Here is a 23,846-nt window from a genome sequence, read left to right on the forward strand (position 1 = left end):
TATGGATAAGTGAACATACTATTTGTATCTAGTTGAACTTTAACTTTAACCAGATACAAATATTTTTTAACAAGAATCGTGGATAAAAGCTTCTATTACTTTTCCTCTATTTGCTCGAGGTTCAGCATCGTTAACACCTTGACGTGATGCTTCAAAATATAATATATCACCAGGTGTTTTTTCTTTATAGTTTTCTTTGTCTCTCAAATACTCATAATAGTTTTTTTCAAAATCATCTAATTTGGACTTTAGAGCTACAAGGTTTATCGAATCTAATGGTTGATTTGTATTCAGATTGAATTTATATAACTCAATGATAAGTGTAAATATATTTGATTTAGTAAACCACATTGAATTACTACTTAAGCGTATACTTTCAATAAATTGGATAATCTCAACTAATTTTTGTTCATATTCAAAGGCATTTGGGAATTCACCGTTATATTCTTGAATGTAAAATTCGTTTTTACTTACCCTATTGAAATATACCCCATTTTCTAAAAATGTAGAAAGCAAGGTAATTATATATTGTAAAGCTAGCATTCTATCAATATCATTATCATTAAAAATATTTGATTTTTTTACAAAAAAATCGTGTAATAATTTTTGATTATCTTCATCTAATTTATACTCAATAATTGAATAATCAATATCACATTTTTTTTCAATTATCTGTTTTGCAAATAATATAAACTCACTATCTCCATATTGTGCATGACTTTTTTCTATTTGATTTAGAGAGTATTCGGAACTATTAATTCGTTGAAAAATATTTTTAATTTGTTCGGGGTTTGCATTTTTTAAATATCTAATTGAAACTTCAAAATTTAAAAAATCTCTTTTTTCGATATCAGATAGTTCTTTAAATGATTTTAGTTTTTTTATCTTTTGGGCAAAAATGTCCTTAGCTTCAATATAATTAACAATTGTCGTGGTTCTCTGTTGACCATCGACGACAATATCACTAAATTTTAACGTTTCAGAATCCATTTCACCTGGCGCTATATAAATTTCAGGAAATGGGTAATTTAATAAAATTGTTTCAATAAAATTAATTTTATGCTGTTTTTTCCAGACCAGTTTCCTTTGAAAACTAGGCCTAACATCCCATTCATCTTTTTTGACTTTATTATAAATTTCTATAATTTTATAATTATTTGCAGGAACACTGGCATCCAATTTTATTTGTTGATTTTCAGTTTGCAACATTAGGTTCAACCTCTGTTTTAAGTTTTAATTTAGTTAAATTTCTGCTTTGATAGTCAAGAAAAAAAAACCAATTCTCATAAATTGCTAGTCCAATTTTTCTAGAAAATACTTTTTTTATTTCTTTATTAAAGTCACTAAATTTTTTATTGTTACGGCATATTTCAAACTCGTTAGGTTTAAAATCAGCTCTAAACCATCCTTGAGATAAATATTTGTAATATTTAAATTGATTTTCATGAATCACATACTTTTTTGGTGGTGTAGAATTGTTATCAAGAAAAGTATATTCTCTGGGATTTGAATGGAAGTGTGTTCCTTTCCAACAATTATTGAGACCATCAGTAAAGTTATAAAGTTCCTGTTTTAGCTCTATGAATAAATTCTGATTGATAATCGCTATATCAATATCCGACGACTCGTTAAAGTCTCTATAATTTTTTTGGGGATTTAAACTAAAACCAAGTTGAGCAGAACCGACTATGATAAAATCCTTATAGTTAATATTGAAGTAATTTTTTAATATTTCAGCTAGTTTTTGCTCTTTATCTTGATTATCTAAAAAAATATATGCAGGGGTACGAATAAGATGTTTATGTATTAGCCATTCCATATCATTTCTTGTAGAAGATAAATCTTTAAAGAAGGTGTTTTTTCTATTGGTGATTTCTTGGTTTACCATTAGCATAAATATTGCCTTGATCCCTTTGGTTCTATAGTATAGCAAAATTTGAAATATATATGTAGGATGTTTTTTTGTACATAACTTGTTTTAATCCTAGCGTTAACTTTTTATATACATCTGACATATTTTCTAATTTAGCCATTAGTTTTTTTGAAGATATTCCTTTTTCTTTAGCAAGTTTAGATAAAATAATATAATTTTTATTGAATGTTTTGATATTGTCTTCTGTGATCCACCGAGTATTATTGCGTTTAATTATAGTATATGGCATAAGTTGATGATTAACTAACTCGTAAGCAAATTGCTGACTAATAGTTAACTTTTTTGCCATTTCAGGAATAGTCATATAAGTATGTTGCTTCGTTTTTTGATTAACCCAACTAATGAGTGCTTTTGTTGGAATATGGATATCCCTTAGTGTCGGTCTATCGATATCTAGCATAACTGTAGGTAACTCTTGATTTATCATTGCGCTAATGACTTCGTTATATGCTTCTTTTATTCTATTACCAATAACTCTCATCGCATCAGGTAAAGCTAACGAATCTTTTAAATCGGCAGAATGTAATGCATGTTTTAAAATACGCTGTAAATAATCCTCAATTTCTGATTGTAAAAATAACCATGCGTTTCCTTTTGAGACTCTATTTTCAATAGCGTTGGCATTTTTTTCAACTATATGAGTTAAACTATTATATTTTCTTCTAAATACCGATAAGCCTCCTCTGGCGCAATAGTGAAGTTGAAATGATTATTTTTTATTAAACTATTGAGTTGTCTTTTAGTGGTTCCTAATAAAAGGCAAACTTTATTGAATGAAATTGTGCCTTGTAACATAGGTAATTGTTTGATGATATCTGGCTTATAATATAAACGATAATATCTAGGTTTATGATGCTCCATAAAATATTGTTCATTATAGATAGTTTCCGAACGAATAAATCCTTTTGCGGTAGCTTTAATAATCAGTGATTCGGTAAGTTTAAATTGATCTTTAACTTTTGAAATAGAGGGCCATGCATGATTAGCCAATATTGATTTTGAGAACAACGTGTTTTTATCCGCAATATGATTTCGCCAATATAAATTAATGAACTCATAAAGGTAACGTTTATATTCAGAAAATAAATCAAACTTAAAGCACCGATTAAATTGACGATAAAAAGGCATTAACTTTTTAGAGTATTTATCAATCGAGTGGATAAAATGATTTAAAAAATACCAAAATCCCTCTTTGCCACCGAATAATGTATGAGCTAGTCGTTCAGAGATAATAATATTATCCCGCATAGTAATACTCTGTTTTTCTGCAAATTGAATATTTTTGGGCGAAATAATTAAAAAAATAAAATATACTATTTTTAACTTATTAATATGATTAAGTTTATCTATTGTTTTATGATTTGTTTTTTTATTTTCAATCACTCTTTGTATCAGGTAACATTGTTCACTTGCTAACTGCAATGAAAATTCAGTTATTTTTTTACCACACTCACATTTATTATGATAAACGCTTACATGATCATTTTGTTTGCCACAATCAGGACAAAAATCTTGTAACAAAACATTATGAATTAAGCATGTACTTGAGAATAAAAACATCCATTCATATCGAATATATAGAGCAAGTTTTAAGCATAGTGGACAAATTCGTAATGTATGAGTATTGATGTATTTCAAATTTGCAGAAAGAGTTCGAACACCTTTTAAGAAGAAAGAGGGAATAGACCAGCCGTTTTTATAAGCTAATCTATACGCTAATAAATTGCTGATTTTATTTTTGATAGGGCTGTTTAATTCATCTTGTACTAACCAATTTATTTTACTATATCCGTTCATAACCGATAATCGATTAATATAAGACAAGGGCCACTCATTATAATAACATCGACTATAAATAAGCGGTTTAATTAGTCTATATTGCTGATTCAAAAAATTAGCGTGTTTATAATACGGAGCTTCATCTATTTTTTGCATTTATCGTTACCTCACTTTATAAAAAGGCATATTAGGTCTATCTAAACGTTGGTTATTAAATTTAGGATGAAAGGGATTAAATTCGTTAACACCGAGATTCCAGATTTTATAAGTAAATGCATATTCAAAGCATAGTCGATCAATTGTTTCTAATTTATTTTTAAAAGCATATTCGATAGCGCCTTCATACAATTTAATGATATAGCTGATGATGCCATTAGTTGCATAATAGAAAGCTGAAATATTTGATGATTTTTTAACAGTAAAGCTATAAGGGAAATCAATATTTTTCTCAATCACTGAAAGTACAGTTGAAAATATCTTTATACTTTTCATATTATTGATTGAAAATGGTGGTAGGGCTATTCTTGAACTAAATCGTCTATGCAACTGTTCATTAATTGTTAGCAAATATTCACTACGAGTTAATCCCATTAGTACAATTGATGCGTTAGAATGGTCAATAATCATTTTTAGCCAATCGGATGCTTTGGACAATCCTTTTTCTTTACCTTGATTAATAAAGTGTTGTAACTCATCGAAGATAATAAGATTGACATTAAATTGTTTGAGATAAAGTAAAATTCGCTGCGTTTTCTCCATAGCGGAGCCGCTCTTAAAAAGAGGATCATTCAGTTCAATTAATACGGCTTCAGATAAGCTCTTTATTGTCGGAATAGCTGGCGTATCGACAACTAGAATTGGAATAATTTTTCTATCTTTAATTAAATATGGAGGAAATTCTTTTTCTATTTGTCTTTTTAACGTTGATTTTCCTGTTCCCGATTCTCCAGTACAAATAATATGAGTGGGAATACCGATTTCTTGCTTCATGTTATAAGCTTCTTTAATTTGTTCAAAAACTAAACGAAATTCGTCGTGGTAAATAACCCCTGAGTTTAGTTTTTTAATGCTTGAATAGTAGGTTTTTTTATTCATTTTTATCATCTTAAACGACCTCAAAATCATAATGCTCGTCAAGTCGTACATCAATTAAATTAATATTATGCTCAATTGTTGAATCTTTTTTTGTATCTCTAGAAAATGAAATATGTTGTTCATTAAGTGATCGGGCTGAAACTCGCTTTTTAATGGGTTGTTTTTTATTAATGCTCTGTATCTTTGAATAAAGAGCGTGTCGAGATTCCAGTAACTCTGATTCATGATGACTATCTTTTCGTATTTGATTTTTTTCTTGTAATACCTGTTTATGCTGAAAAAGTGTTGTGTGTTGAGCATAGTCAAATTGGATACAAGGTACTTTGATATAGTGTTTTTTTTGAGACTCTTGAACCCAGATATTTCCTAAGTTTTCTGGATCGTATCGGCATTTAATTTTCCGTTGTTCTCCATATAATACTCGTAATGTTTTAATTTCATGCGAATTATAAAAGAGATGTTCAAATTGGATCCTTTCATGAGAAAGTAACCGCTCAAATTCAATGGTTGATATAAAATTTAAATACTCTGTACTTTCAGGTAATCTAGGTGGTAACATAGGTAGTCTTTCTTGCCATTTTTTTATTGGTGTTGTATAAATACCTTCCTTTATGAGGAGATTGAATATAATCAGTGGTTATCCACTGCTCAACCAATTGTTTTAATTCTGATAATGTGATGGTTGCTGAATCTACAGAATTATAATCCCCACGCATTGTAATGTTAGAAAATGTTGTTCCTTGAATTAAATGACATACCTGACGATTTAATGTTCCCATAAATCGCTCAATATGACACTTTATAGTGTGGTTGTTGTTTAGGACAGAAGATTAGTTCAATATTGAGCTCTGCGCACATCCTACGCAAATCTTTTGCATGAAACTCCATGCCATTGTCACATACAAAGGTAATGGGAATACCATAAGCTGGCCAATCATGTTTATCTAATTTTTCTTCTCGTTTAATATTTTTAGGTAATATGGAATTTTTGAGAGCTCGCATAACAGATAGTTGAGAAGGTGGTTCAAAGCCAATTTCTATCCCTAGAATCATTCGAGAATAAACATCAATCAAGGCTGTTAGTGTTGGTCTGCCATCAACTTGTTTGGTGTTTTCATTAAAAACCATAATATCTAAAATGATATGATCAACCTCAACTCGTTCTAGAATGTGAGTCACAGCCACTCCTTGTCCTGTTTGACGAAAGTATTGCTGAGCGACCCTTTTCCCTTTTCGAGAAGAAATGATAAGTTTTTTATCTAATCGATTAATTTTTTCATAAAATTGAGAACGAGAAGGGCATTTAATGGTTTTAATACTTTTTTTATTATTTTCTAGAATAAGGAACCGAAACGTATCATAGTTTTTTTAATGGAATTATTTTGTCTTGTAAGATAGACGGTATCGACTACTTCATCAAATATACGCTCAACAACAGGATTATTAAATGAAGTAGAAAATATCGGGCCTCTTTTTTTATTTTGAAAAGCATTGCTATCATATCCACTATTAACCCATTTAGACCACCATCGATAAAGGGTTATGGCTGAAGGTTTCTTATGATTAGCTGTTTTTCCACTTGAATCTAAATCAATAATTTCTTGTAGACCGACTGTTGTTGGTTTGTTACCAAGTTTTCTTTGAGCTGCTTGAATATAACAATAATACTCATGAAAAATTTGGTTATCATCGGGATAAAACATATTTTGATTTTTTTGATTACGATTAATATCACTACGAAATGCTAAATTTCTCGCTTGATATAATCGTAATAACTCATCTTTACTTTTTTGAGTTAATGATAAGTCAGCAAGCTTTTCTAACACGCATTGATTATTTTCCGTAATTCTTGAAATACGATAAGTCACATTATCTAAAATCATCATAGTATCGATATGAAAATAGTCGATTTTCATGATTTACCTCCATAAGGATTGAATCTGATGAAATTGGTACAAAAAAGTTGGTCGAAATAAATCCTTGAGCAATAAGCCCCATTGATATTGTGGGAGCAAATATTTCTTTTAGTTGGCCAAGGGTGATAGTCGACTGTGCCTGTAGCCTTTTTTTAGCTTCGAATATCGTATTTAATGAGATATCTTCGTTTAAATAACTTCTTAAAATTAGAAGATTATGTTCTAAAATGGGATTAATCAGCTCTTTCTCAGTGAGAACAATAAATTTATAATCTATTTTTCTAAGTTGAGATGATGCGGCTTGATAACGTTGCTGATTTTCCAGACTAGATAATTTTTAAAATGGTTTAACTTCAACGTACCAAATCTGATTATTGGTGAACATTAGTTCAAAATCAGGTGTATATTTTTTAATTTTATCCCCAATTTTAAGCGTAAATGTTATCGGTTGTTCTCTAAATGATTTAATCGCTGATGAAAACTCAAATAGGTAACAAGCTCTTCGCTCTAATTGTGATTCCCAAGCAATCATTCGAGACATCTTTTTCGAAGGAAACTGACCTCGAACCAGTCCTATCGAGCGAGTAATAGGTTCTCTAACTCGATTATGTTGCTCGTTGTAATTAAATTGAGATGACAAGCATCCTATCTGCCAGATATCAGACGATATCGCAGTTCTTTTAAAAGATATAGTAACTCCTTACCTATTATGGTAATAATTGTGACTATCTATCTTGTTGTGAGAATGACTTGCTTGACTTTAGAAATGAGAAAGGAGATACTTTATTTGCACGCAAAGGTTTTTACCTTTTACATTTCGGGGCTAACAAGTCCCGTTTTGTTTTAATATTGGCTAATTTTTTACTATTTCTCCCTCTTTAAGCCCTAGAAGCACTGCAATTTCATGTGTTTTTCCTCTAGAGCAGTTTGATTTTCCAGATAGAACTTGTTGAACGGAATGATAAGGATAACCGTGAACCTTTGACCACTGAGATATTGTCATTCCTGAAAATAAGAATTCTTTTTTTATTTGTTCAATTGTCTTTGCAGTCATAAGAATACCATTCTATAAATTATATAATTTTAAGTATGTTATAAAATAGATAAAAAAATCAAATATATGTTATTAAATATATTAATTTATGATTAAATGTTGATAACATATATTAAATTTTAATTATTTGGTAGTAACAATGCTCCCTTTATCTGAGCGTTTCGGTGAGAGACTGCGTAATGAAAGAATTCGACTGTGCCTTACTCAAGAAGAGTTAGCGAACAAAGCAGGGGTTCGTCCTTTAACAATTATCCAATATGAAAAAGGGAAATCATCTCCTCCTGTAAAATTTATTTATTAAAAGATATAGGATTCGATATTTCCTATTTAATGCTTGATGCTGTTGAAGTTGATAATTTAAATTCTCAGCCACCTGAATACTTAAAAGAGATAGCTGATGCACTAGATCTACTAGAACTAAAATTAGGTGATACCTTCAGTAATGAAGAGAAAGTAAAATTAATTGCAATTATGTTAAGGCAACTAAATTTATCACCTAATAAAAAAGAATTTTCTTTTAAACCTAAAGAATTAATCACTAATTTAATCAAGCAAATCATATGAATAATCGAAAGAAAATTTTTTTAGATAAATTGGATAAATATTTAAAAGGCGAAGAACTACTTCCTAAAAATATTCATAAAAACGTAATCTTTTTTGATAAGGAAAATTATTCTTTATTATCTGTAAAATATATTGTTCTAAGTTATCGATTTATCTTCCATATTTATAATTTATTCTTCTTCGTTTTTACTCAGCTCTTTAAAAGGCAACCTATTTTGCTGACGAAAATTTATAAAGCTTTATATTTAGCACCTCACTATGGAGCTATCATACTTGACCTCAAAAAAATAGCTTGGATTGATCTAGTAGTTGAACAATTACAGTTAAACAAAAAGGATAATATATTATTATTACACGGGTTTTGTATTAATTATAAAACGCGGACTATTGGCTATAATAACCAAAGATCGCTTATAGATACCGCTTTCTTTTTTTTAATTAGCTCTTATTTGGTTTGTTTATTTTTTGTATATATTTTTTTATTTTTATACTCTATTCAATCATTATCTTATAAATTTATTTTAGGAATAGTGTTTGGAATAATTCTATATGTATCAATTAAGTTTTACATTATAACTTATAAAGCAATTATTTTTGATGCTAACAATATAATAAAACGTCGAAATTATTTCGATATTAATGTGACCTAAGAAAAAACCAGACATTGAGTCTGGTTTGATATTTCAGTAATTACCGGATTTTATTTCACATACTCCGGATTTATTTCACTTATTACCGGATCCGACACTGGTTTTTTTAAGTTATTTTTATTGAAAAAACAATTTTAAAAATCTAAATTAGCTGCTTTTAACGCATTTTCTTCGATAAATAATCGACGAGGTTCAACTTCATCACCCATTAATGTGGTGAACAGTTGATCAGCCTCTATAGCATCTTTGATCGTCACTTGTAACATCCGGCGACTAGTTGGATCCATCGTTGTTTCCCATAGTTGTTCCGGATTCATTTCTCCTAGACCTTTATAGCGCTGAATAGTGAGTCCTCGACGAGATTCGCGAATTAGCCAATCAACAGCTTCTTCAAAAGAATTAACAGGCTGTTTACGCTCACCTCGTTGAATAAATGCACTCTCTTCAAGTAGATCTTTTAATTGTGCTCCTAAGTGGCAGATATTGCGATATTCATTACTATGAATAAAGACTTGGTCTAATGCATAATTAGTATCAACGCCATGTGTTCTTACTTTTATGATTGGTACATATAATTGTGTTTTTTCATTAAAAGGAGCTGAATAACCATAGCTACTGCCGTGTTGTTCTTTACTTGATAATTTTTCTACAATGGTTTTTGCCCAATTTTCCGCTTGCTGTTGGTCTTTTAGTATATTTTCATCTAATACTTCATGATAAACCATTTCAGAAAGCAGCGCTTTAGGGTATCGTCGTTCCATTTTAGTAATTAACTTCTCGACTTTTTGATATTCAGCAATGAGCTTTTCCAATGCTTCCCCAGCTAATGCTGGTGCATGATCATTTACATGTAATGATGCATCTTCAAGAGCTAAAGCAATTTGAAATTGAGTCATCGCCTCATCATCTTTAATATATTGTTCTTGTTTGCCTTTTTTTACTTTATATAAAGGTGGTTGAGCAATGTAAACATAACCACGTTCAATAATTTCTGGCATTTGACGATAAAAGAACGTTAATAGCAACGTACGAATGTGTGAACCATCGACGTCAGCATCGGTCATAATAATGATACTATGATAACGCATTTTATCAGGATTATATTCGTCACGACCAATTCCACAACCCAGAGCAGTAATTAGTGTCGCTACTTCTTGGGAAGACAGCATTTTATCAAAACGCGCTTTTTCAACATTTAGAATTTTACCTTTAAGCGGTAAAATAGCTTGATTTTTACGGTTACGACCTTGTTTAGCCGAGCCACCAGCAGAATCCCCTTCCACTAAGTAGAGTTCTGAAAGAGCGGGATCTTTTTCTTGGCAATCAGCCAGCTTACCAGGTAATCCCCCTAAATCTAAGGCGCCTTTACGGCGTGTCATTTCACGTGCTTTACGTGCAGCTTCACGGGCTCTTGCTGCATCAATGATTTTACCAACAACAATTTTGGCATCTGATGGGTTTTCAAGTAAGTATTCAGCTAATTTTTCACCCATAGTAGATTCCACCGCTGATTTAACTTCTGATGAAACCAACTTATCTTTAGTTTGTGATGAAAATTTAGGGTCTGGAACTTTTACAGATACTACTGCAATTAAACCTTCACGAGCATCATCGCCTGTCGCGCTGATTTTCGCTTTTTTACTGTACCCTTCCGCTTCCATATAATTGTTAAGTGTTCTAGTCATGGCACCACGAAAACCAGCTAAGTGGGTGCCGCCATCTCTCTGTGGAATATTATTAGTAAAACAATAGATGTTTTCCTGATATCCATCGTTCCACTGTAATGCTATTTCAACGCCAATACCGTCTTTTTCGGTACTAAAATAGAAAATTTTAGGATGAATAGGGTTTTTATTTTTGTTTAAGTATTCAACAAACGCTTTAATCCCACCTTCATAATGATAATGTTCGCTTTTACCAGTGCGCTCATCAAGTAGTCTTATCGATACGCCTGAATTTAAAAATGAGAGTTCTCGTAAGCGTTTAGCTAAAATTTCGTAGATAAATTCAATATTGGTAAAGGTTTCTGGACTTGGCCAAAAACGAACATAGGTACCTGATTCCGTTGTTTCACCAATGACTTTAAGTGGCTCTTGCGGCACACCAAGGTTATAGACTTGGCGATGAATTTTTCCATCGCGGTAAATAATTAATTCTAATTTGTCTGATAAGGCATTAACAACCGAAACACCTACACCATGTAAACCACCAGAAACTTTATAAGAATTATCATCAAATTTACCACCAGCATGCAACACGGTCATGATAACTTCAGCGGCTGAAATTCCTTCTTCTTCATGAATACCAGTTGGAATACCTCGACCATCATCTCGCACAGAAACAGAGTTATCAGGATGAATAGTTACTTCAATATGGTGACAATAACCAGCTAATGCTTCGTCTATGGCATTATCGACTACTTCAAAAACCATATGGTGAAGTCCTGTTCCATCATCTGTATCACCAATATACATTCCTGGACGTTTTCGGACAGCATCAAGCCCTTTGAGTACTTTAATACTAGAAGAATCGTAAGAATTAGACATGAATTTCTCGACTTGTTTGATTGTTTATATCGTTCTGTATATCTAAGAAATTATACCAGATTTTATGTGAAAAATCTTATCATTTTCATTGATCATATGGGTAATCTGATCTTGACTTACTGCAGTAATAAATACTTGTGAATTAGCTAATTTTAGACGCTTTGCTAATAATTCTCGTTTGTTATTATCTAATTCTGAAGCGAAATCATCAATCAAATAAACACAAGGTTGTGAGTTTTGTTTTGAATAGTACTCACCTTGAGAAAGACGTAACGCGCACATTAATAATTTTAGCTGCCCCCGAGATAACAGATCTTCAACAGGAATATTATCGACACGTAATCGAATATCTGCTTTATGAGGACCAACCGAAGTGTAATTAATAAATTTGTCTCTTTCATATTGTTTACGTAATATTTCGGAATATTCAATACCATGTTCCCAACCTTGATAATATTGGCAATTAATTTGATATTCAGGTAGAAAATCTTGGCAAGTATGAATAATCTCAGGGAAAATATTTTGAGAATAATCCGCTCTAATCTGACTTATTTTTTCAGCGATAGGGGAAAGTTCTTTATCCCAAGGTAGTAATTGATTATAGTTATCACATTGTTTTAGTAAAGCATTACGTTGTTTTAATAAACGTTTTAAATTGTTCCAAAGATGAACAAATTCGGGATAATGATGAAAGCAGCCCCAATCAATAAACGAACGTCGATATTTTGGACCTCCAGTAAGTAAATCAAAACCTTCAGGTGTGATTAATTGGATCGGTAAAAGTTTAGCTAAATCAGTTAATCGGAAACCATCATCACCATCAATTTTTATTTTATTATCATTATTACGATTTTTTGCAAGACCAATTGTTCGGGTTTGCTGATTGATTGATTTAATTTGGCTGAATAAAACTAATTCTGGTTGTTCATGTTGTATAATTCGATTGGATTGAATGTGTCTAAATGCACGACCATGTCCAAGCATATAAATGGCTTCAAGTAGACTGGTTTTGCCACTACCGTTATCACCTATAATGTAGTTGAAATGATGAGATAATGATAACTCAGCATAATCAATATTACGGAAATGATGAATTTTGATTTGTGAAATTGTCATATTAATGAATAAAGCTTCTGGTTGTTACCAGAAGCTAGATGAGATTTGATTATAAACGCATTGGCATAACAACATAAATGGCTGATTGATCATTAATATCTTCGATCTGAACACTTGATGTTGCATCAGTTAATAAAAGCTGTACGCTATCGCATTTTAATGTGTTTAATATATCTAATAAATAGGTTACATTAAAGCCAATTTCAAGTTCTGCTGATTTATATTTTACATCAATTAATTCTTCAGCTTCTTCTTGTTCTGGATTATTTGCTGTGATTTTTATTTGATTGTTATGTACATACAATCTTATTCCGCGGAATTTTTCATTAGATAAAATTGCTACCCGAGATAGGGCATTTCTTAATTCATCACATGATACTTCTAGAGGTTTGTCCGGATTACGAGGTAGTACTCGTTTATAGTCTGGAAATCTTCCATCAATCAATTTTGATGTAAAAGTGAAATCACCAAGATTAACACGTAAATTATTATTTCCAATTTGTATATTAATCGGTTCCTCATTATCACCAACAAGTTTTGCAAGTTCAATTACACCTTTTCTTGGAAGAATTACCGAACAAGCAGCAGAAATATTTTGTCCAATAGGTTGAGCACAAAATGCTAAGCGGTGACCATCAGTTGCAACTGATTTTAATAAACCATCCTCAATTTCAAATAACATACCATTTAAATAATATCTTACATCTTGATTAGCCATTGAGAATTGAACTGCATCAATAAGTCGTTTTATGGTTTTTTGTGGAACGGAAAGATCAATGTCACTTTGCCAATTTTCAAGATTAGGAAAATCACTAGCAGGTAATGTCGTTAAAGAAAATTTACTTCGACCAGATTGAATGATTAATCGATTATCGTCAACCGTTATTGAAATTTGAGCATTACTAGGCAAATTACGACAAATATCGAGAAATTTTTTCGCGGGAACCGTTGTTGCACCAGGCTCATTTGCCTCGATCAAAGGTAAATGAGAAATCATCTCAATTTCTAGATCTGTACTTGTCATTGATAAAACATTATCACTTACTTGTAATAATAAATTACCTAAAATTGGTAGCGTTGGACGACTACTGAGCGGTGCGCTAACAAGTTGCAATGGTTTGATAAGTTTTTCGCGATCAATAATAAATTTCATAATGTTGATTCTTTTTTTAGGTTGATAATGTTCGAATTAAATTAGAATAATCTTCTTTAATATCATTGTTTTCTTCTTTTAATTCTGCGATTTTACGGCATGCATGTAATACTGTTGTATGATCTCTCCCTCCAAATCCATCACCAATTTCAGGAAGACTTTTGTTTGTTAACTCTTTCGCTAATGCCATTGCAACTTGACGAGGTCTTGCAACGGATCTTGAACGACGTTTTGATAACAAATCAGATACTTTGATCTTATAATATTCAGCAACTGTTTTTTGTATATTTTCAATAGTTACAAGTTTTTCTTGCAAAGCAAGTAAATCTTTTAGAGCATCTTTTACAAAATCAATAGTAATAGATTTACCAGTAAAATTAGCATTAGCAATAACGCGATTAAGCGCGCCTTCTAATTCACGTACATTGGAACGTAGACGTTTAGCAATAAAAAAAGCAACCTCTTCTAATAGCTTAATATTATTTTCTTCAGCTTTTTTCATTAAAATTGCCACACGTGTTTCAAGTTCTGGTGGCTCTATTGCTATTGTTAATCCCCAGCCAAAACGTGATTTTAAGCGATCTTCCACGCCATTTATCTCTTTGGGATAACGATCTGAGGTTAATATTATTTGTTGGTTACCTTCTAGAAGTGAATTAAAAGTATGAAAAAATTCTTCTTGTGAACGTTCTTTATTAGCAAAAAATTGTATGTCATCAATAAGCAATGCATCAACAGAACGATAATAGTTTTTAAACTCTTCAATCGCATTATTTTGCAAGGCTTTTACCATATCTTGTACAAAACGTTCTGAATGCATATAAACAACTTTTGCATTATCTTTTTCTTCAATTATTTGATTACCAACAGCATGCAATAAATGGGTTTTACCCAACCCAGTTGAGCCATATAAAAACAATGGGTTATAAGCTTTTCCTGGATTCTGTGCAACTTGTTTGGCAGCAGCAACTGCAAGTTGATTAGACTTACCTTCAACAAAGCTATTAAATGTGTGTTTATGATTAATACCAGAATGATAAGCGTGATTATTATTACTTTCTTTAGTCATTTTCCAAGCAGGAACCAGTTCTGCTTTTGGTTGTTCATTTTTGACTTTTTTATCCGTTGAAAGAGTTGAACCAACTTCAAGATGTAATTTCAAAGAATCATTATTAAAATGTTTATTTAGTAATTGAGATATTGTTGTTAAATATTTATTTCTGACCCAATCTAAAACAAATCTATTAGGAGCATAAATATAGAGTTTATTATCAACCATTTCCGCTTGCAATGGTCGAATCCATAAATTAAATTCAGTTGTCGGAAGCTCTTCTTGTAATTGAGAAAGACAATCTTGCCAAATAGCGGTAGGCACAGCAACTCCTTTAATTTAAATTACTAACAATGCTTTTGTAATTATAATCTTTTTTGTGGATTATTTATAGATAGAAGCGACTATATAATTTAATGAATAAAAATTACATAGATAAAAAAACCCGGTTTAACCGGGTTTTTTCAGTAGAAGTAATAATTAATGTGTTGTATTAATAACTTTAACTTCTTGAATGTTACGTGCTTTAACTTCAATTTCAACACGACGATCTGGTGCTAAACATGCTTTTAAGTTAGCGCCACGAAGTCCATCACATTTAGTACCTGTAACTGGTTGTGTTTTACCTACACCACGAGCACTGATTAAATCAGCTGGAACACCTTTTTCTACTAGATATTTCATTACTGAATGTGCGCGTTGTTCAGAAAGTTTTTGATTATAGGTATCTGAACCGATACGGTCTGTATGACCAATTACAACGATAGCACTTTGAGTTGGGTTAATTTTAACAAGAGATGTTAGTAAGTTGTCTAATGCTTGACGACCTTCAGCTTTTAAGTCTGACTTCGCATAAGCAAATAATACATCTTCATTTAATACATAACGGTTTTCTTGTGTTTTAACTTCAACTTCTGGTGGTGGTGTTACAGTTGGTGAACCTAAACGGTAAGTAATACCTAAAGTTAACAAGCCTGCGTCTGGTGATGCATTCGTTTTAGTGTGAATATGTTGAACATATTGATATTCTAAACGAGTAGAGAAGTCTTCATCAAAGCGATAGTCAAGACCTAATGCATAAACAGGAGATAAATCAGTTTTTGTACCACCATGTCCGTAATAATCTTTAACTGAACCGCTATTTTTCCATTTAGCAATAGTTACCATTCCACCTGCACGACCATAAATATCAAGGTCATCAGAGATGAATGATATTGGATAGCTTAATTTACCGGTTAAAGAAACACCTTGTGCCGACACTTTGCTGTGACCTAGATCACGGTGTGTTCCTTGACTATTGTAACTTTGTTTATATTTAGCAGAACCTAACCAATCATAGCCCAATTCAAATGCTAAATAAGGATTTGCTTGGAAACCAAGAAAAGCACCGCCGCCAATATTGCTACGATCAGAAGTGCTAACACCAACGTTTGAGTTTTCACGGATTTTATTTGCATCTAATCTGTAGAGTTCAGACCAACCTAATTTAGCACCTGTATAAAAAGTGTTATCTTCATATGCTGCATTAGCTGCAGTAGCTGTTAAGCTTGCAACTGCGATTGCTAGAGCTAGAGTTGTTTTTTTCATTTTTTTGCCTCAACTTTAATGTTGTTATAGACGATGTTTAGTTTCCTTTTGTTTAAATTTCACTTTAAATAAAAGAATAATTACTTATTGTTGTATTAATTATGTTACACATAATCTTAGTTGATTATAGCATATCTTATATACAAATCTACATCTAATGACATTGCGTTCAAAAAATTTAAACAATGCTATCAAAATATTTTGTTAATCACTATAGAAAAATCATTAATTGTATTTGATAACACTTTTGACATAATAAAAAAATCAGCTTCAAGTCGTTTATCAAATTCATCTGAGCTTATATCTTCGTTTTCATCTAGTATAGTAGAATCAAATTTAATTCGTTTAAATGTTAGGTCAGAATTGACGATAAAGTTAATGCCTCTTTCATCGACAATTTTCATTTTAGTAATCCATTTACCAGAATCAAAATGAACCCGCATTTCATCGCTTGTGATTTCTTGATTTTTGCAACTAATAATTCCGTTACCTTCAAGTGGATCTTTAAGTTCAGCTTGGTCACCTAATATAAAAGGTGAAAAATCAAGCTTTTCTTTAACCCATGTGGTCATAATCTGTTCAAGCGGTTTGTCAATTGATAGTGGTGTTAATGCTAATGCACCAAGTTCTTTACGTAAAATCGCTAGAATATCTTCAGCTTGTTTAAAACTACTACAATCAACAACAATACGTTTGTTTTCAGTATCAATCCAAAGCCAATAATGATTATATTTACTAAAAGCCCTTGGCATTAAGTCAATCATAACTTCATCTTTTAAGTTAGCTTTCTCGTTTTTTGTAAGTTTCCTACTCAAAGCTTGCTCTTGTTTATCAATTTTTTCTAATAAAGTTTGTTTAATGACGGGCGCGGGTAATATTTTGGTTTCTTTTTTTATACGTAATAATAAATGTCCTTGCATATCGACAATAAAATCATTTTGATTATTATCATTATAAGGTGAAACCCAACCCATTTTTGTTGTGTCTAAGTTACCGCATGGTGTAAACAGGTGAGATTTAATTGCTTTTTCAATAGTATCTTTGTTGAATAAACTGTCATTATTCAATTGGTAAATAATGGCATTTTTAAACCAGAGCATGTATTTATCATTCCTAAAGTGTGTTTATGGTTGTTATTTTACCATGTTTAGTTTTTATTAACTGCTTATAAACTGTAAAACAGTGATTGTTTATTATTGATCTGAAATTTAGCCTTTTTCTAAAATTAGAATTTATAAGATATACCCATATAAATAGATGTTACTGTACTATTGTCAACCATTGGACTGTCTGCAGCATCACCAGTTAATTTATCAATATGTAAACTACCAAATGTAGAAATATTATCAGTTAATGAATATTGCATTCCTATTTCAGCGTAAGGGGTGAATGAACTGTCAGCATTAAAGTAATGTAATTTTGAACGTGACGATTCTTTATGAGAAATACCATAATAATAATCGTTATGTTTGCTGTTTGCCCAGTTTATACCTATAGTTGGAACAATTACTAAGTTACCTTGCATATAAGGAATACTATAATCAGCATTGGCTAATAAACTATTACTTTCATTTAATATATCAGCCCCTATACTACTTGAAAAACTTCCAAAATTGGTATCTATAGAGTATTCAATTTCTGCCAATAAGGTTGAGTGACGGCTATCAAGAAGTTTTAATTGATGATTATTGGAATCATGTGGTTTAAATTCATTAGATAAGTAACGTACTCCAATAGATAGGCTTTGATTATCTGTATTATATGCATAAATACCTACTGATAAATCATCGATAAAAAATAGATCATTATCATAATCAATATGTGGAATAGGATAAAATTTTGAACTATAACTTTTATATGGAGAATTTACCCAACCAATACCTAATCCGATAGATGTTGGATTGGCGAATACTGTAGGTATAGTGAGTAAAGTAGTTATTGGTAAAATAGAAATTGCACAAAGTGTTTTTTTCATTTTTTTATATCTATGAAAGTAATAACGCTATCATCTAATTGAGTATTATTCATCTGAACCCATGGTCACACAATCAATACATTAATCGTACATTGTAACAAATGAATTTCATTAATAATAATGCCACATTTTATCATGTTTGAATATCGATTAGTGAGATAAGTTATGAGTAAACCAAATTTAGAAATGATTAATAGCCGTCCTGATGATGCAACATTATTGGCGGATGAAGCAAAATATTGTTCTTTCGGTGACACAGTACATTATGTTGAACCACCAAAAATTTTTGATGGTTGTGAAGGTAGTTATATGTACGACAAAGAGGGTAAAGCTTTCCTTGACTTACAAATGTGGTATTCTGCATGTAATTTTGGTTATGCCAATGAACGTTTAAATAATGCCCTTAAAAAACAAATTGATACCTTACCTCAATGTGCAAGCCAATACTTACATCCAACCAAAATTGAATTAGCTAAAACGATTGCTCAAGGTATGGAAAAACGTTTTGGTTACGAAGGGCGAGTTCATTTTAATGTTGGCGGTTCACAATGTATTGAAGACTCATTAAAATTGGTACGTAATGCTTCAGGTGGTAAATCATTAATGTTTGCTTTCCAAGGCGGTTATCATGGTCGTACATTGGGCGCATCTTCAATCACATCAAGCTATCGTTATCGTCGTCGTTATGGTCATTTTGGTGATCGTGCGATGTTTGTACCATTTCCATACCCTTTCCGTCGTCCAAAAGGAATGACCGCGGAAGAATATGGTGAGCATTTAGTTGCTGAATTTGCACGCTTATTCGAAACCGAATACCACGGTGTTTGGGATCCTAAAGTTGGACAGGCTGAATATGCGGCATTTTATGCAGAACCTTTACAAGCAACAGGTGGATATATTGTTCCTCCACGTAATTACTTTAAAGGTCTTAAAAAAGTTTTAGATCAATATGGTATTTTATTAGTAGTTGATGAGATCCAAATGGGCTTCTATCGTACAGGTAAATTATGGTCAATAGAACATTTTGATGTTAAACCTGACGTAGTAGTATTTGCGAAAGCATTAACTAATGGTCTTAATCCATTAGGTGGATTATGGGCACGTGAAGAATTAATTAATCCTCAAGTATTCCCTGTGGGCTCAACTCACTCTACTTTTGCCTCAAATCCTCTTGGTACAGCTGTTGGTCTTGAAGTGTTAAAAATGACCTCTGAAACAGATTATGAAAAGATGGTTATGGACAGTGGTGCTTATTTCCTTGAAGGTTTAAAAACTTTAGAGAAAAAACACAAAGAAATTGGTGAAGTTGATGGTTTAGGTTTAGCGCTTCGAGCAGAAATTTGTACCGAAGATGGCTTTACAGCAAATAAAGCATTAGTTGATAAGATGGTTGATATCGGTATGTCAGGTGATCTTGACTGGAAAGGAACTAAAATGGGTCTAGTGCTTGATATTGGTGGTTACTACAAAAATGTTATCACTTTTGCTCCATCATTACATATTTCTCGTCAGGAAATCGATCAAGGTATTGAATTACTAGATCAATTAATCACACGAGCAAAGAAAGAACTTTAATCGTTTAGGTTCTATAACTCCTACCAACTTTTGTTGGTAGGTTGCGTTTTACAACCTAAAATGTTATTACTTTTGATCCACCATTATATATTCTCGTCAGGAAATTGATCAAAGTATTGAATTACTTTATCAATTAATCACACGAGCAAAAAAAGAACTTTAATAGTTTAACTCTATTCTTCCTGCTAACCTTTGTTGGCAAGTTGCATTTTATAGCCAATCATTTATTAAATTTATGAAATACATCAATCAGTTAGAAAAAAATGAATTAATAGACAGTTTTTTAAGTTATCCACCACAGGATTTTTCAGTATGGTTAAGTGATGATGGCGTGCCTATTTTTTCTGGCAAGTTTGATTTACTTACTACTGCAGATGATGATTTTAAATATAAAATTCAAAAAATTCCTTTTTTTAAAAAATGGCAAAGCTGGTTAAAGCCAAAAACCTGTTTTGTTGGGACAACTGTTTCGGAATATGCATTATTAACAGATAAGATTGATGCTAATCAATTAGCTAAACATCTTAAAGAAGCTTATGCAAAACAATATTCTTTTATGGTTGTTAAAGATCTTCCTTTAGCATCTCCGTTATTAAGTGAACACGATAATCACTATTCTAAGCAGCTTATTGCAGCGTTAAAAGAACAAGGTTATATCGAAATGGAAGGACAAGCATTGGCTTGGTTACCTATTGATTTTACCGATATGAACGAGTTTTTTTCGCGTTTTTCATATAGTCGTCGAAAAAATTTTAGAAGAAAACTAAAATCACGGGAAAAATTAGACATTAATGTTTTACATAGTGGAGATGAATGCTTTTTTAATCAAGCCGTTCAAGATGAATATTATCAACTCTATCTAAATGTTTATGAGCAAAGCGAAGTACATTTTGATTTATTAACTAAACCGTTTTTTATTCAATTGTTACAAAGCAAAGCAGCTAAAGCCCATATCTTCACTTATCATCATAATGGCGAATTTATTGGTTATAATATCTGTTTTGAAGTAAATAATAAGCTGGTTGATAAATATATCGGCATGGTTTATCCACAAGCACGAAAACTAAATCTTTACTTTGTAAGTTGGTTTGTCAATCTTGAATATGCGTTGCAACAAGGATTTAATTATTATATTGCAGGCTGGACAGATCCTGAAGTGAAAGCATCATTGGGTGCTAAATTCACTTTTACTAAACATTTGGTACATATTCGTAATCCACTATTACGTGTAATATTACGTAAATTTATCGGTTACTTTGAAAGCGATAAGGAGAAAGTAGCATGACTTGTCCTATTATACTCAATTTCGATAATAGTATAGGTAAAATAAATAATGCTAGAACAATCGATGTAACTGAATGGCAAGATGCCATTCGCTTTGGCTGTACTGAGAAAAAATTCTTCCAATTTGAAAATGTGTTACAACAATCTCTACCTGATAAATATGGAACGGTATTAATGGGGAGTGGTGACTTTCATCATGTTTCATTATTATTGATTGAACGTTTAGCTAAAGAGTATTCGTCTAGCAATCCTATTCAAGTTGTTGTTTTTGATAATCATCCAGATAATATGCGTTATTTATTTGGTATACATTGTGGTTCTTGGATTAGTTATGTGGCAAGTTTACCTTTTGTTAGCCATGTACATGTATTAGGTATTTCATCTCACGATATTAGTCTTTCTCATTTTTGGGAAAATAGATGGTCGCCGTTATTTCATAAAAAATTGACTTATTGGAGTTTAGATGTCAATGTTGCTTGGGCAAGAAAAATTGGCTTAAGTCATGCTTTTCGCCATTTTACAACCCCAGATGATCTCATTGCTAGTTTCCTTTCAGAACAATATTATAATGTACAACCTGTTTATTTATCAATTGATAAAGATGTATTGAGTGAGGAAGTTGTACATACCAATTGGGATCAAGGTAAACTACAAACTTATCATATCCTTGATACTATCACATCAATAAAACCACGGCTTATTGGTAGTGATATTACAGGTGAACTTTCTATATGGAGATCGTCAAATTGGTTTAAACGTTTTCTTAGTTCACTAGATAAACAACCAGCAATATCAGCTGATGATCTTTCCAATTGGCAGCAAGAACAGCATCAGCTTAATCTGACGTTATTAAAAGCTCTTTCAGGATAAGCGATTGTGAAAAAGTTTAAGGAAATATAGGTGTCTGAGTAAAAAACTCAGACCCACTTTTCCAATGATTTGAACAAAATCTAAGAATCATGATTAGAAGAATTCTCTTTAGATAATTTGCTTTCTGCTAGTGCTAAAAACAAAATACCTGAAACAATTAAAATTGCACCAATTAATTTGAATAATGTAATAGGTTCATGAAATAACCAGATTGATGCAATCATTACTGTTACTAGCTCAAAGTGAGACGCGGCAAATGCTGGACCGACTGGTGCTTTTTTTAATAGCGTCATCCAAGTAAAAAAAGTAAAAATATATCCCGCAATTGAGATATAAATCCAATGATTAGTAAAAACACGTACTAACCAATCAATACTCATTTCCAGCGGTTGTGCATGGATAGCCGTTAATTTAAAGCTGCATTGTGCAATAGTATCAAAAAAAAGTAATACTGAAAAACCAATAATATAGAATTTCGCCATATTAAGACATTCCTACAGAAATGACACCAGCTGTAATTAATAGCATGCCAATTAAACGATAAAAGGTAAGTAGCTCTTTGAAAATAATGCGTCCAACAAGCATAATAGTAATAATATTAAATGATGCCAGCAATATACCTTGTGAAAGAGGAACTAAGGTTAAAAATGCTAACCATAATAGAAATTCGACGACATAAGATATAATGCCAATCCAAATCCAATGATTTTTTGCCAAATTAAGCCAATAATACCAACCGTCACGATTACTTGATGAGGTGGCCGCGAATTTAAAAGCGATTTGCCCTAAAGTATCAAAACAGATGTTACTAACCCAAAGTATGATTACTAGCGGTGACATTATGCCTCTATCCCTTCTGCTATGTTATTGAAGAATGTAACGCACTCTTTAATTACTTCTCGACGTTGCCTATCAATTGTTATCAAATGATAACTGTCATTTAAGATCACTAATTTTTTCGGCCCAGAAACGTTTTTTTCAACTAGTTTTGCATTAGTTTCAATATCGGCAACATCATCATTACCTGAATGCATAATTAAACACGGTGAAACAACTTTAGGTAGCTGTGCTTTCACATTCTTGGCAAGTAGTTGCATTTCGGCTAGTGCTGGAAATGGGTTTCCTGCAAGTCCTGCTGAAGCTGCATCTCCGCTTAACATTTTTTCAGATATGACGGCTCGAATTCGTTTATCCTTAATTCCGTAAGGTGGCTTTTCAATAAAAGAAACTTTTTGGAAAATTCCTATTTTTTTATAAAATACCAAAAAACAGAAAGTTTTTTTTGCCCATAGAGGTATACTCCAGCCATCATAACAAAAAGTTGGTGCTAAAACGCCAACACCCTTAATCTGTTCTGGCCTGTCAGCAGTTAGTTTAAGTGCTAATAGTGCGCCCATTGATAATCCAGCAACAAAAACGTTATCCACATGTTGAGCTAAGTAATCAGCACCGTCTTTTACGCTTTGGTACCAATCTTGCCAAGATGTTTTACAAAGATCCGCTTCGGTACCACAATGACCAGCAAGTTGAATTGCATAAACGGTAAATCCAGCTTTATGTAAACCATTAGCTAAAATTCGCATTTCATTAGGTGTACCCGTTAAACCATGAATTAGTAGTACACCATTTTTATTACCAGGTAAAAAATAAGATAAATCTTGCATTGTACTCATTATTATTCCTTTATTATTCTATTCT

At 31.8% G+C, this 23,846-nt stretch carries 27 protein-coding genes; 6 read left to right on the plus strand and 21 right to left on the minus strand.

What is annotated here, in order from left to right; all coding sequences use genetic code 11:
• Positions 1–66: 66 nt before the first annotated feature.
• From H3T96_RS07385 to H3T96_RS07435, 11 genes are all read right to left on the minus strand, one after another.
• Positions 67–1,209, minus strand: a complete 1,143-nt coding sequence (locus tag H3T96_RS07385) for a DUF262 domain-containing protein (protein WP_144091990.1) — start codon at positions 1,207–1,209, stop codon at positions 67–69.
• Positions 1,196–1,888, minus strand: a complete 693-nt coding sequence (locus tag H3T96_RS07390) for a hypothetical protein (protein WP_144091989.1) — start codon at positions 1,886–1,888, stop codon at positions 1,196–1,198. The genes H3T96_RS07385 and H3T96_RS07390 overlap by 14 nt, the downstream gene beginning before the upstream one ends.
• A 31-nt stretch (positions 1,889–1,919) precedes the next feature.
• Positions 1,920–2,414 carry a hypothetical protein gene (locus H3T96_RS07395; RefSeq protein WP_144091988.1) on the minus strand — a complete coding sequence of 165 codons (495 nt, stop codon included), beginning with the start codon at positions 2,412–2,414 and terminating at the stop codon, positions 1,920–1,922.
• A 161-nt stretch (positions 2,415–2,575) separates the two neighbouring features.
• Positions 2,576–3,868: a TniQ family protein gene (locus H3T96_RS07400; RefSeq protein ID WP_144091987.1), complete on the minus strand. Its 1,293-nt coding sequence runs from the start codon at positions 3,866–3,868 to the stop codon at positions 2,576–2,578.
• Positions 3,869–3,874: 6 nt separating this feature from the next.
• Positions 3,875–4,807, minus strand: a complete 933-nt coding sequence (locus H3T96_RS07405; protein ID WP_186279251.1) for a TniB family NTP-binding protein — start codon at positions 4,805–4,807, stop codon at positions 3,875–3,877.
• Between the two features lie 10 nt (positions 4,808–4,817).
• Positions 4,818–5,366, minus strand: a complete 549-nt coding sequence (locus H3T96_RS07410) for a Mu transposase C-terminal domain-containing protein (protein WP_144091985.1) — start codon at positions 5,364–5,366, stop codon at positions 4,818–4,820.
• Positions 5,353–5,586 (minus strand): hypothetical protein, encoded by a 234-nt coding sequence (locus H3T96_RS07415; protein ID WP_144091984.1) that lies wholly within the window; start codon positions 5,584–5,586, stop codon positions 5,353–5,355. The genes H3T96_RS07410 and H3T96_RS07415 overlap by 14 nt, the downstream gene beginning before the upstream one ends.
• Before the next feature lie 7 nt (positions 5,587–5,593).
• Entirely contained in the window at positions 5,594–5,986 is a 393-nt protein-coding gene (locus H3T96_RS07420) for a DDE-type integrase/transposase/recombinase (protein ID WP_144091983.1), read from the minus strand.
• Positions 5,987–6,141: 155 nt separating this feature from the next.
• The gene (locus H3T96_RS07425) at positions 6,142–6,723 is read right to left on the minus strand and encodes a hypothetical protein (RefSeq protein ID WP_144091982.1); all 582 of its coding nucleotides are present in this window, start codon (positions 6,721–6,723) and stop codon (positions 6,142–6,144) included.
• A gap of 337 nt (positions 6,724–7,060) precedes the next feature.
• The gene (locus H3T96_RS07430; protein WP_144091981.1) at positions 7,061–7,363 is read right to left on the minus strand and encodes a hypothetical protein; all 303 of its coding nucleotides are present in this window, start codon (positions 7,361–7,363) and stop codon (positions 7,061–7,063) included.
• A 213-nt stretch (positions 7,364–7,576) separates the two neighbouring features.
• Positions 7,577–7,777 carry a DNA-binding protein gene (locus H3T96_RS07435; protein ID WP_144091980.1) on the minus strand — a complete coding sequence of 67 codons (201 nt, stop codon included), beginning with the start codon at positions 7,775–7,777 and terminating at the stop codon, positions 7,577–7,579.
• A 139-nt stretch (positions 7,778–7,916) separates the two neighbouring features.
• On the opposite strand from H3T96_RS07435, the gene H3T96_RS07440 reads away from it, so the two are divergent.
• The 3 genes from H3T96_RS07440 to H3T96_RS07450 are packed head-to-tail and all read left to right on the plus strand — an operon-like array spanning position 7,917 to position 8,991.
• Positions 7,917–8,078, plus strand: coding sequence for a helix-turn-helix domain-containing protein (locus H3T96_RS07440; protein WP_144091979.1), 162 nt, complete (start codon positions 7,917–7,919; stop codon positions 8,076–8,078).
• 29 nt (positions 8,079–8,107) lie between these two features.
• Positions 8,108–8,341 carry a hypothetical protein gene (locus H3T96_RS07445; protein ID WP_144091978.1) on the plus strand — a complete coding sequence of 78 codons (234 nt, stop codon included), beginning with the start codon at positions 8,108–8,110 and terminating at the stop codon, positions 8,339–8,341.
• On the plus strand, positions 8,338–8,991 hold the full coding sequence (locus H3T96_RS07450; RefSeq protein ID WP_144091977.1) for a hypothetical protein: 654 nt from the start codon (positions 8,338–8,340) through the stop codon (positions 8,989–8,991). Before H3T96_RS07445 ends, H3T96_RS07450 begins: the two co-directional genes overlap by 4 nt.
• 134 nt (positions 8,992–9,125) lie before the next feature.
• On the opposite strand, the gene gyrB is transcribed toward H3T96_RS07450, so the two are convergent.
• The 7 genes from gyrB to H3T96_RS07485 all read right to left on the minus strand — a co-directional run bounded on the left by gyrB (position 9,126) and on the right by H3T96_RS07485 (position 18,419).
• Positions 9,126–11,537, minus strand: coding sequence for a DNA topoisomerase (ATP-hydrolyzing) subunit B (gene gyrB, locus H3T96_RS07455; protein WP_144091976.1), 2,412 nt, complete (start codon positions 11,535–11,537; stop codon positions 9,126–9,128).
• 42 nt (positions 11,538–11,579) lie between these two features.
• Positions 11,580–12,653 carry a DNA replication/repair protein RecF gene (recF, locus tag H3T96_RS07460; RefSeq protein WP_144091975.1) on the minus strand — a complete coding sequence of 358 codons (1,074 nt, stop codon included), beginning with the start codon at positions 12,651–12,653 and terminating at the stop codon, positions 11,580–11,582.
• A 49-nt stretch (positions 12,654–12,702) separates the two neighbouring features.
• Positions 12,703–13,806: a DNA polymerase III subunit beta gene (dnaN, locus tag H3T96_RS07465; protein ID WP_039125981.1), complete on the minus strand. Its 1,104-nt coding sequence runs from the start codon at positions 13,804–13,806 to the stop codon at positions 12,703–12,705.
• A 16-nt stretch (positions 13,807–13,822) separates the two neighbouring features.
• Positions 13,823–15,181 (minus strand): chromosomal replication initiator protein DnaA, encoded by a 1,359-nt coding sequence (dnaA, locus tag H3T96_RS07470; protein ID WP_039125983.1) that lies wholly within the window; start codon positions 15,179–15,181, stop codon positions 13,823–13,825.
• Between the two features lie 156 nt (positions 15,182–15,337).
• Positions 15,338–16,444 (minus strand): porin OmpA, encoded by a 1,107-nt coding sequence (gene ompA / locus H3T96_RS07475; RefSeq protein WP_039125984.1) that lies wholly within the window; start codon positions 16,442–16,444, stop codon positions 15,338–15,340.
• 191 nt (positions 16,445–16,635) lie between these two features.
• The gene (locus H3T96_RS07480; protein ID WP_039125985.1) at positions 16,636–17,544 is read right to left on the minus strand and encodes a recombination-associated protein RdgC; all 909 of its coding nucleotides are present in this window, start codon (positions 17,542–17,544) and stop codon (positions 16,636–16,638) included.
• Positions 17,545–17,669: 125 nt separating this feature from the next.
• On the minus strand, positions 17,670–18,419 hold the full coding sequence (locus tag H3T96_RS07485) for a MipA/OmpV family protein (RefSeq protein WP_144091974.1): 750 nt from the start codon (positions 18,417–18,419) through the stop codon (positions 17,670–17,672).
• Between the two features lie 165 nt (positions 18,420–18,584).
• Between H3T96_RS07485 and H3T96_RS07490 the strand changes: the two genes are divergently transcribed.
• From H3T96_RS07490 to H3T96_RS07500, 3 genes are all read left to right on the plus strand, one after another.
• Positions 18,585–19,994, plus strand: coding sequence for an aspartate aminotransferase family protein (locus H3T96_RS07490; RefSeq protein ID WP_086326333.1), 1,410 nt, complete (start codon positions 18,585–18,587; stop codon positions 19,992–19,994).
• Between the two features lie 235 nt (positions 19,995–20,229).
• A complete protein-coding gene (locus H3T96_RS07495; RefSeq protein WP_086326334.1) occupies positions 20,230–21,279 on the plus strand; it encodes a GNAT family N-acetyltransferase in 1,050 nt (349 codons plus the stop codon).
• Entirely contained in the window at positions 21,276–22,148 is an 873-nt protein-coding gene (locus H3T96_RS07500; protein WP_086326335.1) for an arginase family protein, read from the plus strand. Before H3T96_RS07495 ends, H3T96_RS07500 begins: the two co-directional genes overlap by 4 nt.
• 80 nt (positions 22,149–22,228) lie before the next feature.
• Here H3T96_RS07500 and H3T96_RS07505 read toward each other — a convergent pair whose 3' ends face one another.
• Genes H3T96_RS07505 through H3T96_RS07515 form a run of 3 tightly spaced genes read right to left on the minus strand, consistent with a single transcriptional unit; the run spans position 22,229 to position 23,821 of the window.
• Positions 22,229–22,630 (minus strand): multidrug efflux SMR transporter, encoded by a 402-nt coding sequence (locus H3T96_RS07505; protein WP_144091973.1) that lies wholly within the window; start codon positions 22,628–22,630, stop codon positions 22,229–22,231.
• Position 22,631: 1 nt separating this feature from the next.
• Positions 22,632–22,988 carry an EamA family transporter gene (locus tag H3T96_RS07510; RefSeq protein WP_039125989.1) on the minus strand — a complete coding sequence of 119 codons (357 nt, stop codon included), beginning with the start codon at positions 22,986–22,988 and terminating at the stop codon, positions 22,632–22,634.
• Positions 22,988–23,821 (minus strand): carboxylesterase, encoded by an 834-nt coding sequence (locus H3T96_RS07515; RefSeq protein WP_198248625.1) that lies wholly within the window; start codon positions 23,819–23,821, stop codon positions 22,988–22,990. The genes H3T96_RS07510 and H3T96_RS07515 overlap by 1 nt, the downstream gene beginning before the upstream one ends.
• Positions 23,822–23,846: the final 25 nt, after the last annotated feature.

Source organism: Gilliamella sp. W8136, assembly GCF_016101285.1.
GTDB classification, from domain to species: Bacteria; Pseudomonadota; Gammaproteobacteria; order Enterobacterales; family Orbaceae; genus Gilliamella; species Gilliamella apicola_N.

Excerpts from the sequence above, each read along its gene's own strand:
- H3T96_RS07490 (WP_086326333.1), top strand. The coding sequence starts at position 18,585 with ATGAGTAAACCAAATTTAGAAATGATTAATAGCCGTCCTGATGATGCA.
- recF (WP_144091975.1), bottom strand. The coding sequence starts at position 12,653 with ATGACAATTTCACAAATCAAAATTCATCATTTCCGTAATATTGATTAT.
- dnaN (WP_039125981.1), bottom strand. The coding sequence starts at position 13,806 with ATGAAATTTATTATTGATCGCGAAAAACTTATCAAACCATTGCAACTT.
- gyrB (WP_144091976.1), bottom strand. The coding sequence starts at position 11,537 with ATGTCTAATTCTTACGATTCTTCTAGTATTAAAGTACTCAAAGGGCTT.
- H3T96_RS07495 (WP_086326334.1), top strand. The coding sequence starts at position 20,230 with ATGAAATACATCAATCAGTTAGAAAAAAATGAATTAATAGACAGTTTT.
- H3T96_RS07435 (WP_144091980.1), bottom strand. The coding sequence starts at position 7,777 with ATGACTGCAAAGACAATTGAACAAATAAAAAAAGAATTCTTATTTTCA.
- H3T96_RS07440 (WP_144091979.1), top strand. The coding sequence starts at position 7,917 with ATGCTCCCTTTATCTGAGCGTTTCGGTGAGAGACTGCGTAATGAAAGA.
- H3T96_RS07510 (WP_039125989.1), bottom strand. The coding sequence starts at position 22,988 with ATGTCACCGCTAGTAATCATACTTTGGGTTAGTAACATCTGTTTTGAT.
- H3T96_RS07390 (WP_144091989.1), bottom strand. The coding sequence starts at position 1,888 with ATGGTAAACCAAGAAATCACCAATAGAAAAAACACCTTCTTTAAAGAT.
- H3T96_RS07480 (WP_039125985.1), bottom strand. The coding sequence starts at position 17,544 with ATGCTCTGGTTTAAAAATGCCATTATTTACCAATTGAATAATGACAGT.
- H3T96_RS07505 (WP_144091973.1), bottom strand. The coding sequence starts at position 22,630 with ATGGCGAAATTCTATATTATTGGTTTTTCAGTATTACTTTTTTTTGAT.
- H3T96_RS07500 (WP_086326335.1), top strand. The coding sequence starts at position 21,276 with ATGACTTGTCCTATTATACTCAATTTCGATAATAGTATAGGTAAAATA.
- ompA (WP_039125984.1), bottom strand. The coding sequence starts at position 16,444 with ATGAAAAAAACAACTCTAGCTCTAGCAATCGCAGTTGCAAGCTTAACA.
- H3T96_RS07425 (WP_144091982.1), bottom strand. The coding sequence starts at position 6,723 with ATGAAAATCGACTATTTTCATATCGATACTATGATGATTTTAGATAAT.
- H3T96_RS07515 (WP_198248625.1), bottom strand. The coding sequence starts at position 23,821 with ATGAGTACAATGCAAGATTTATCTTATTTTTTACCTGGTAATAAAAAT.
- H3T96_RS07395 (WP_144091988.1), bottom strand. The coding sequence starts at position 2,414 with ATGAGAGTTATTGGTAATAGAATAAAAGAAGCATATAACGAAGTCATT.
- H3T96_RS07400 (WP_144091987.1), bottom strand. The coding sequence starts at position 3,868 with ATGCAAAAAATAGATGAAGCTCCGTATTATAAACACGCTAATTTTTTG.
- H3T96_RS07445 (WP_144091978.1), top strand. The coding sequence starts at position 8,108 with ATGCTTGATGCTGTTGAAGTTGATAATTTAAATTCTCAGCCACCTGAA.
- H3T96_RS07485 (WP_144091974.1), bottom strand. The coding sequence starts at position 18,419 with ATGAAAAAAACACTTTGTGCAATTTCTATTTTACCAATAACTACTTTA.
- H3T96_RS07385 (WP_144091990.1), bottom strand. The coding sequence starts at position 1,209 with ATGTTGCAAACTGAAAATCAACAAATAAAATTGGATGCCAGTGTTCCT.
- H3T96_RS07415 (WP_144091984.1), bottom strand. The coding sequence starts at position 5,586 with ATGGGAACATTAAATCGTCAGGTATGTCATTTAATTCAAGGAACAACA.
- H3T96_RS07450 (WP_144091977.1), top strand. The coding sequence starts at position 8,338 with ATGAATAATCGAAAGAAAATTTTTTTAGATAAATTGGATAAATATTTA.
- H3T96_RS07405 (WP_186279251.1), bottom strand. The coding sequence starts at position 4,807 with ATGAATAAAAAAACCTACTATTCAAGCATTAAAAAACTAAACTCAGGG.
- H3T96_RS07410 (WP_144091985.1), bottom strand. The coding sequence starts at position 5,366 with ATGTTACCACCTAGATTACCTGAAAGTACAGAGTATTTAAATTTTATA.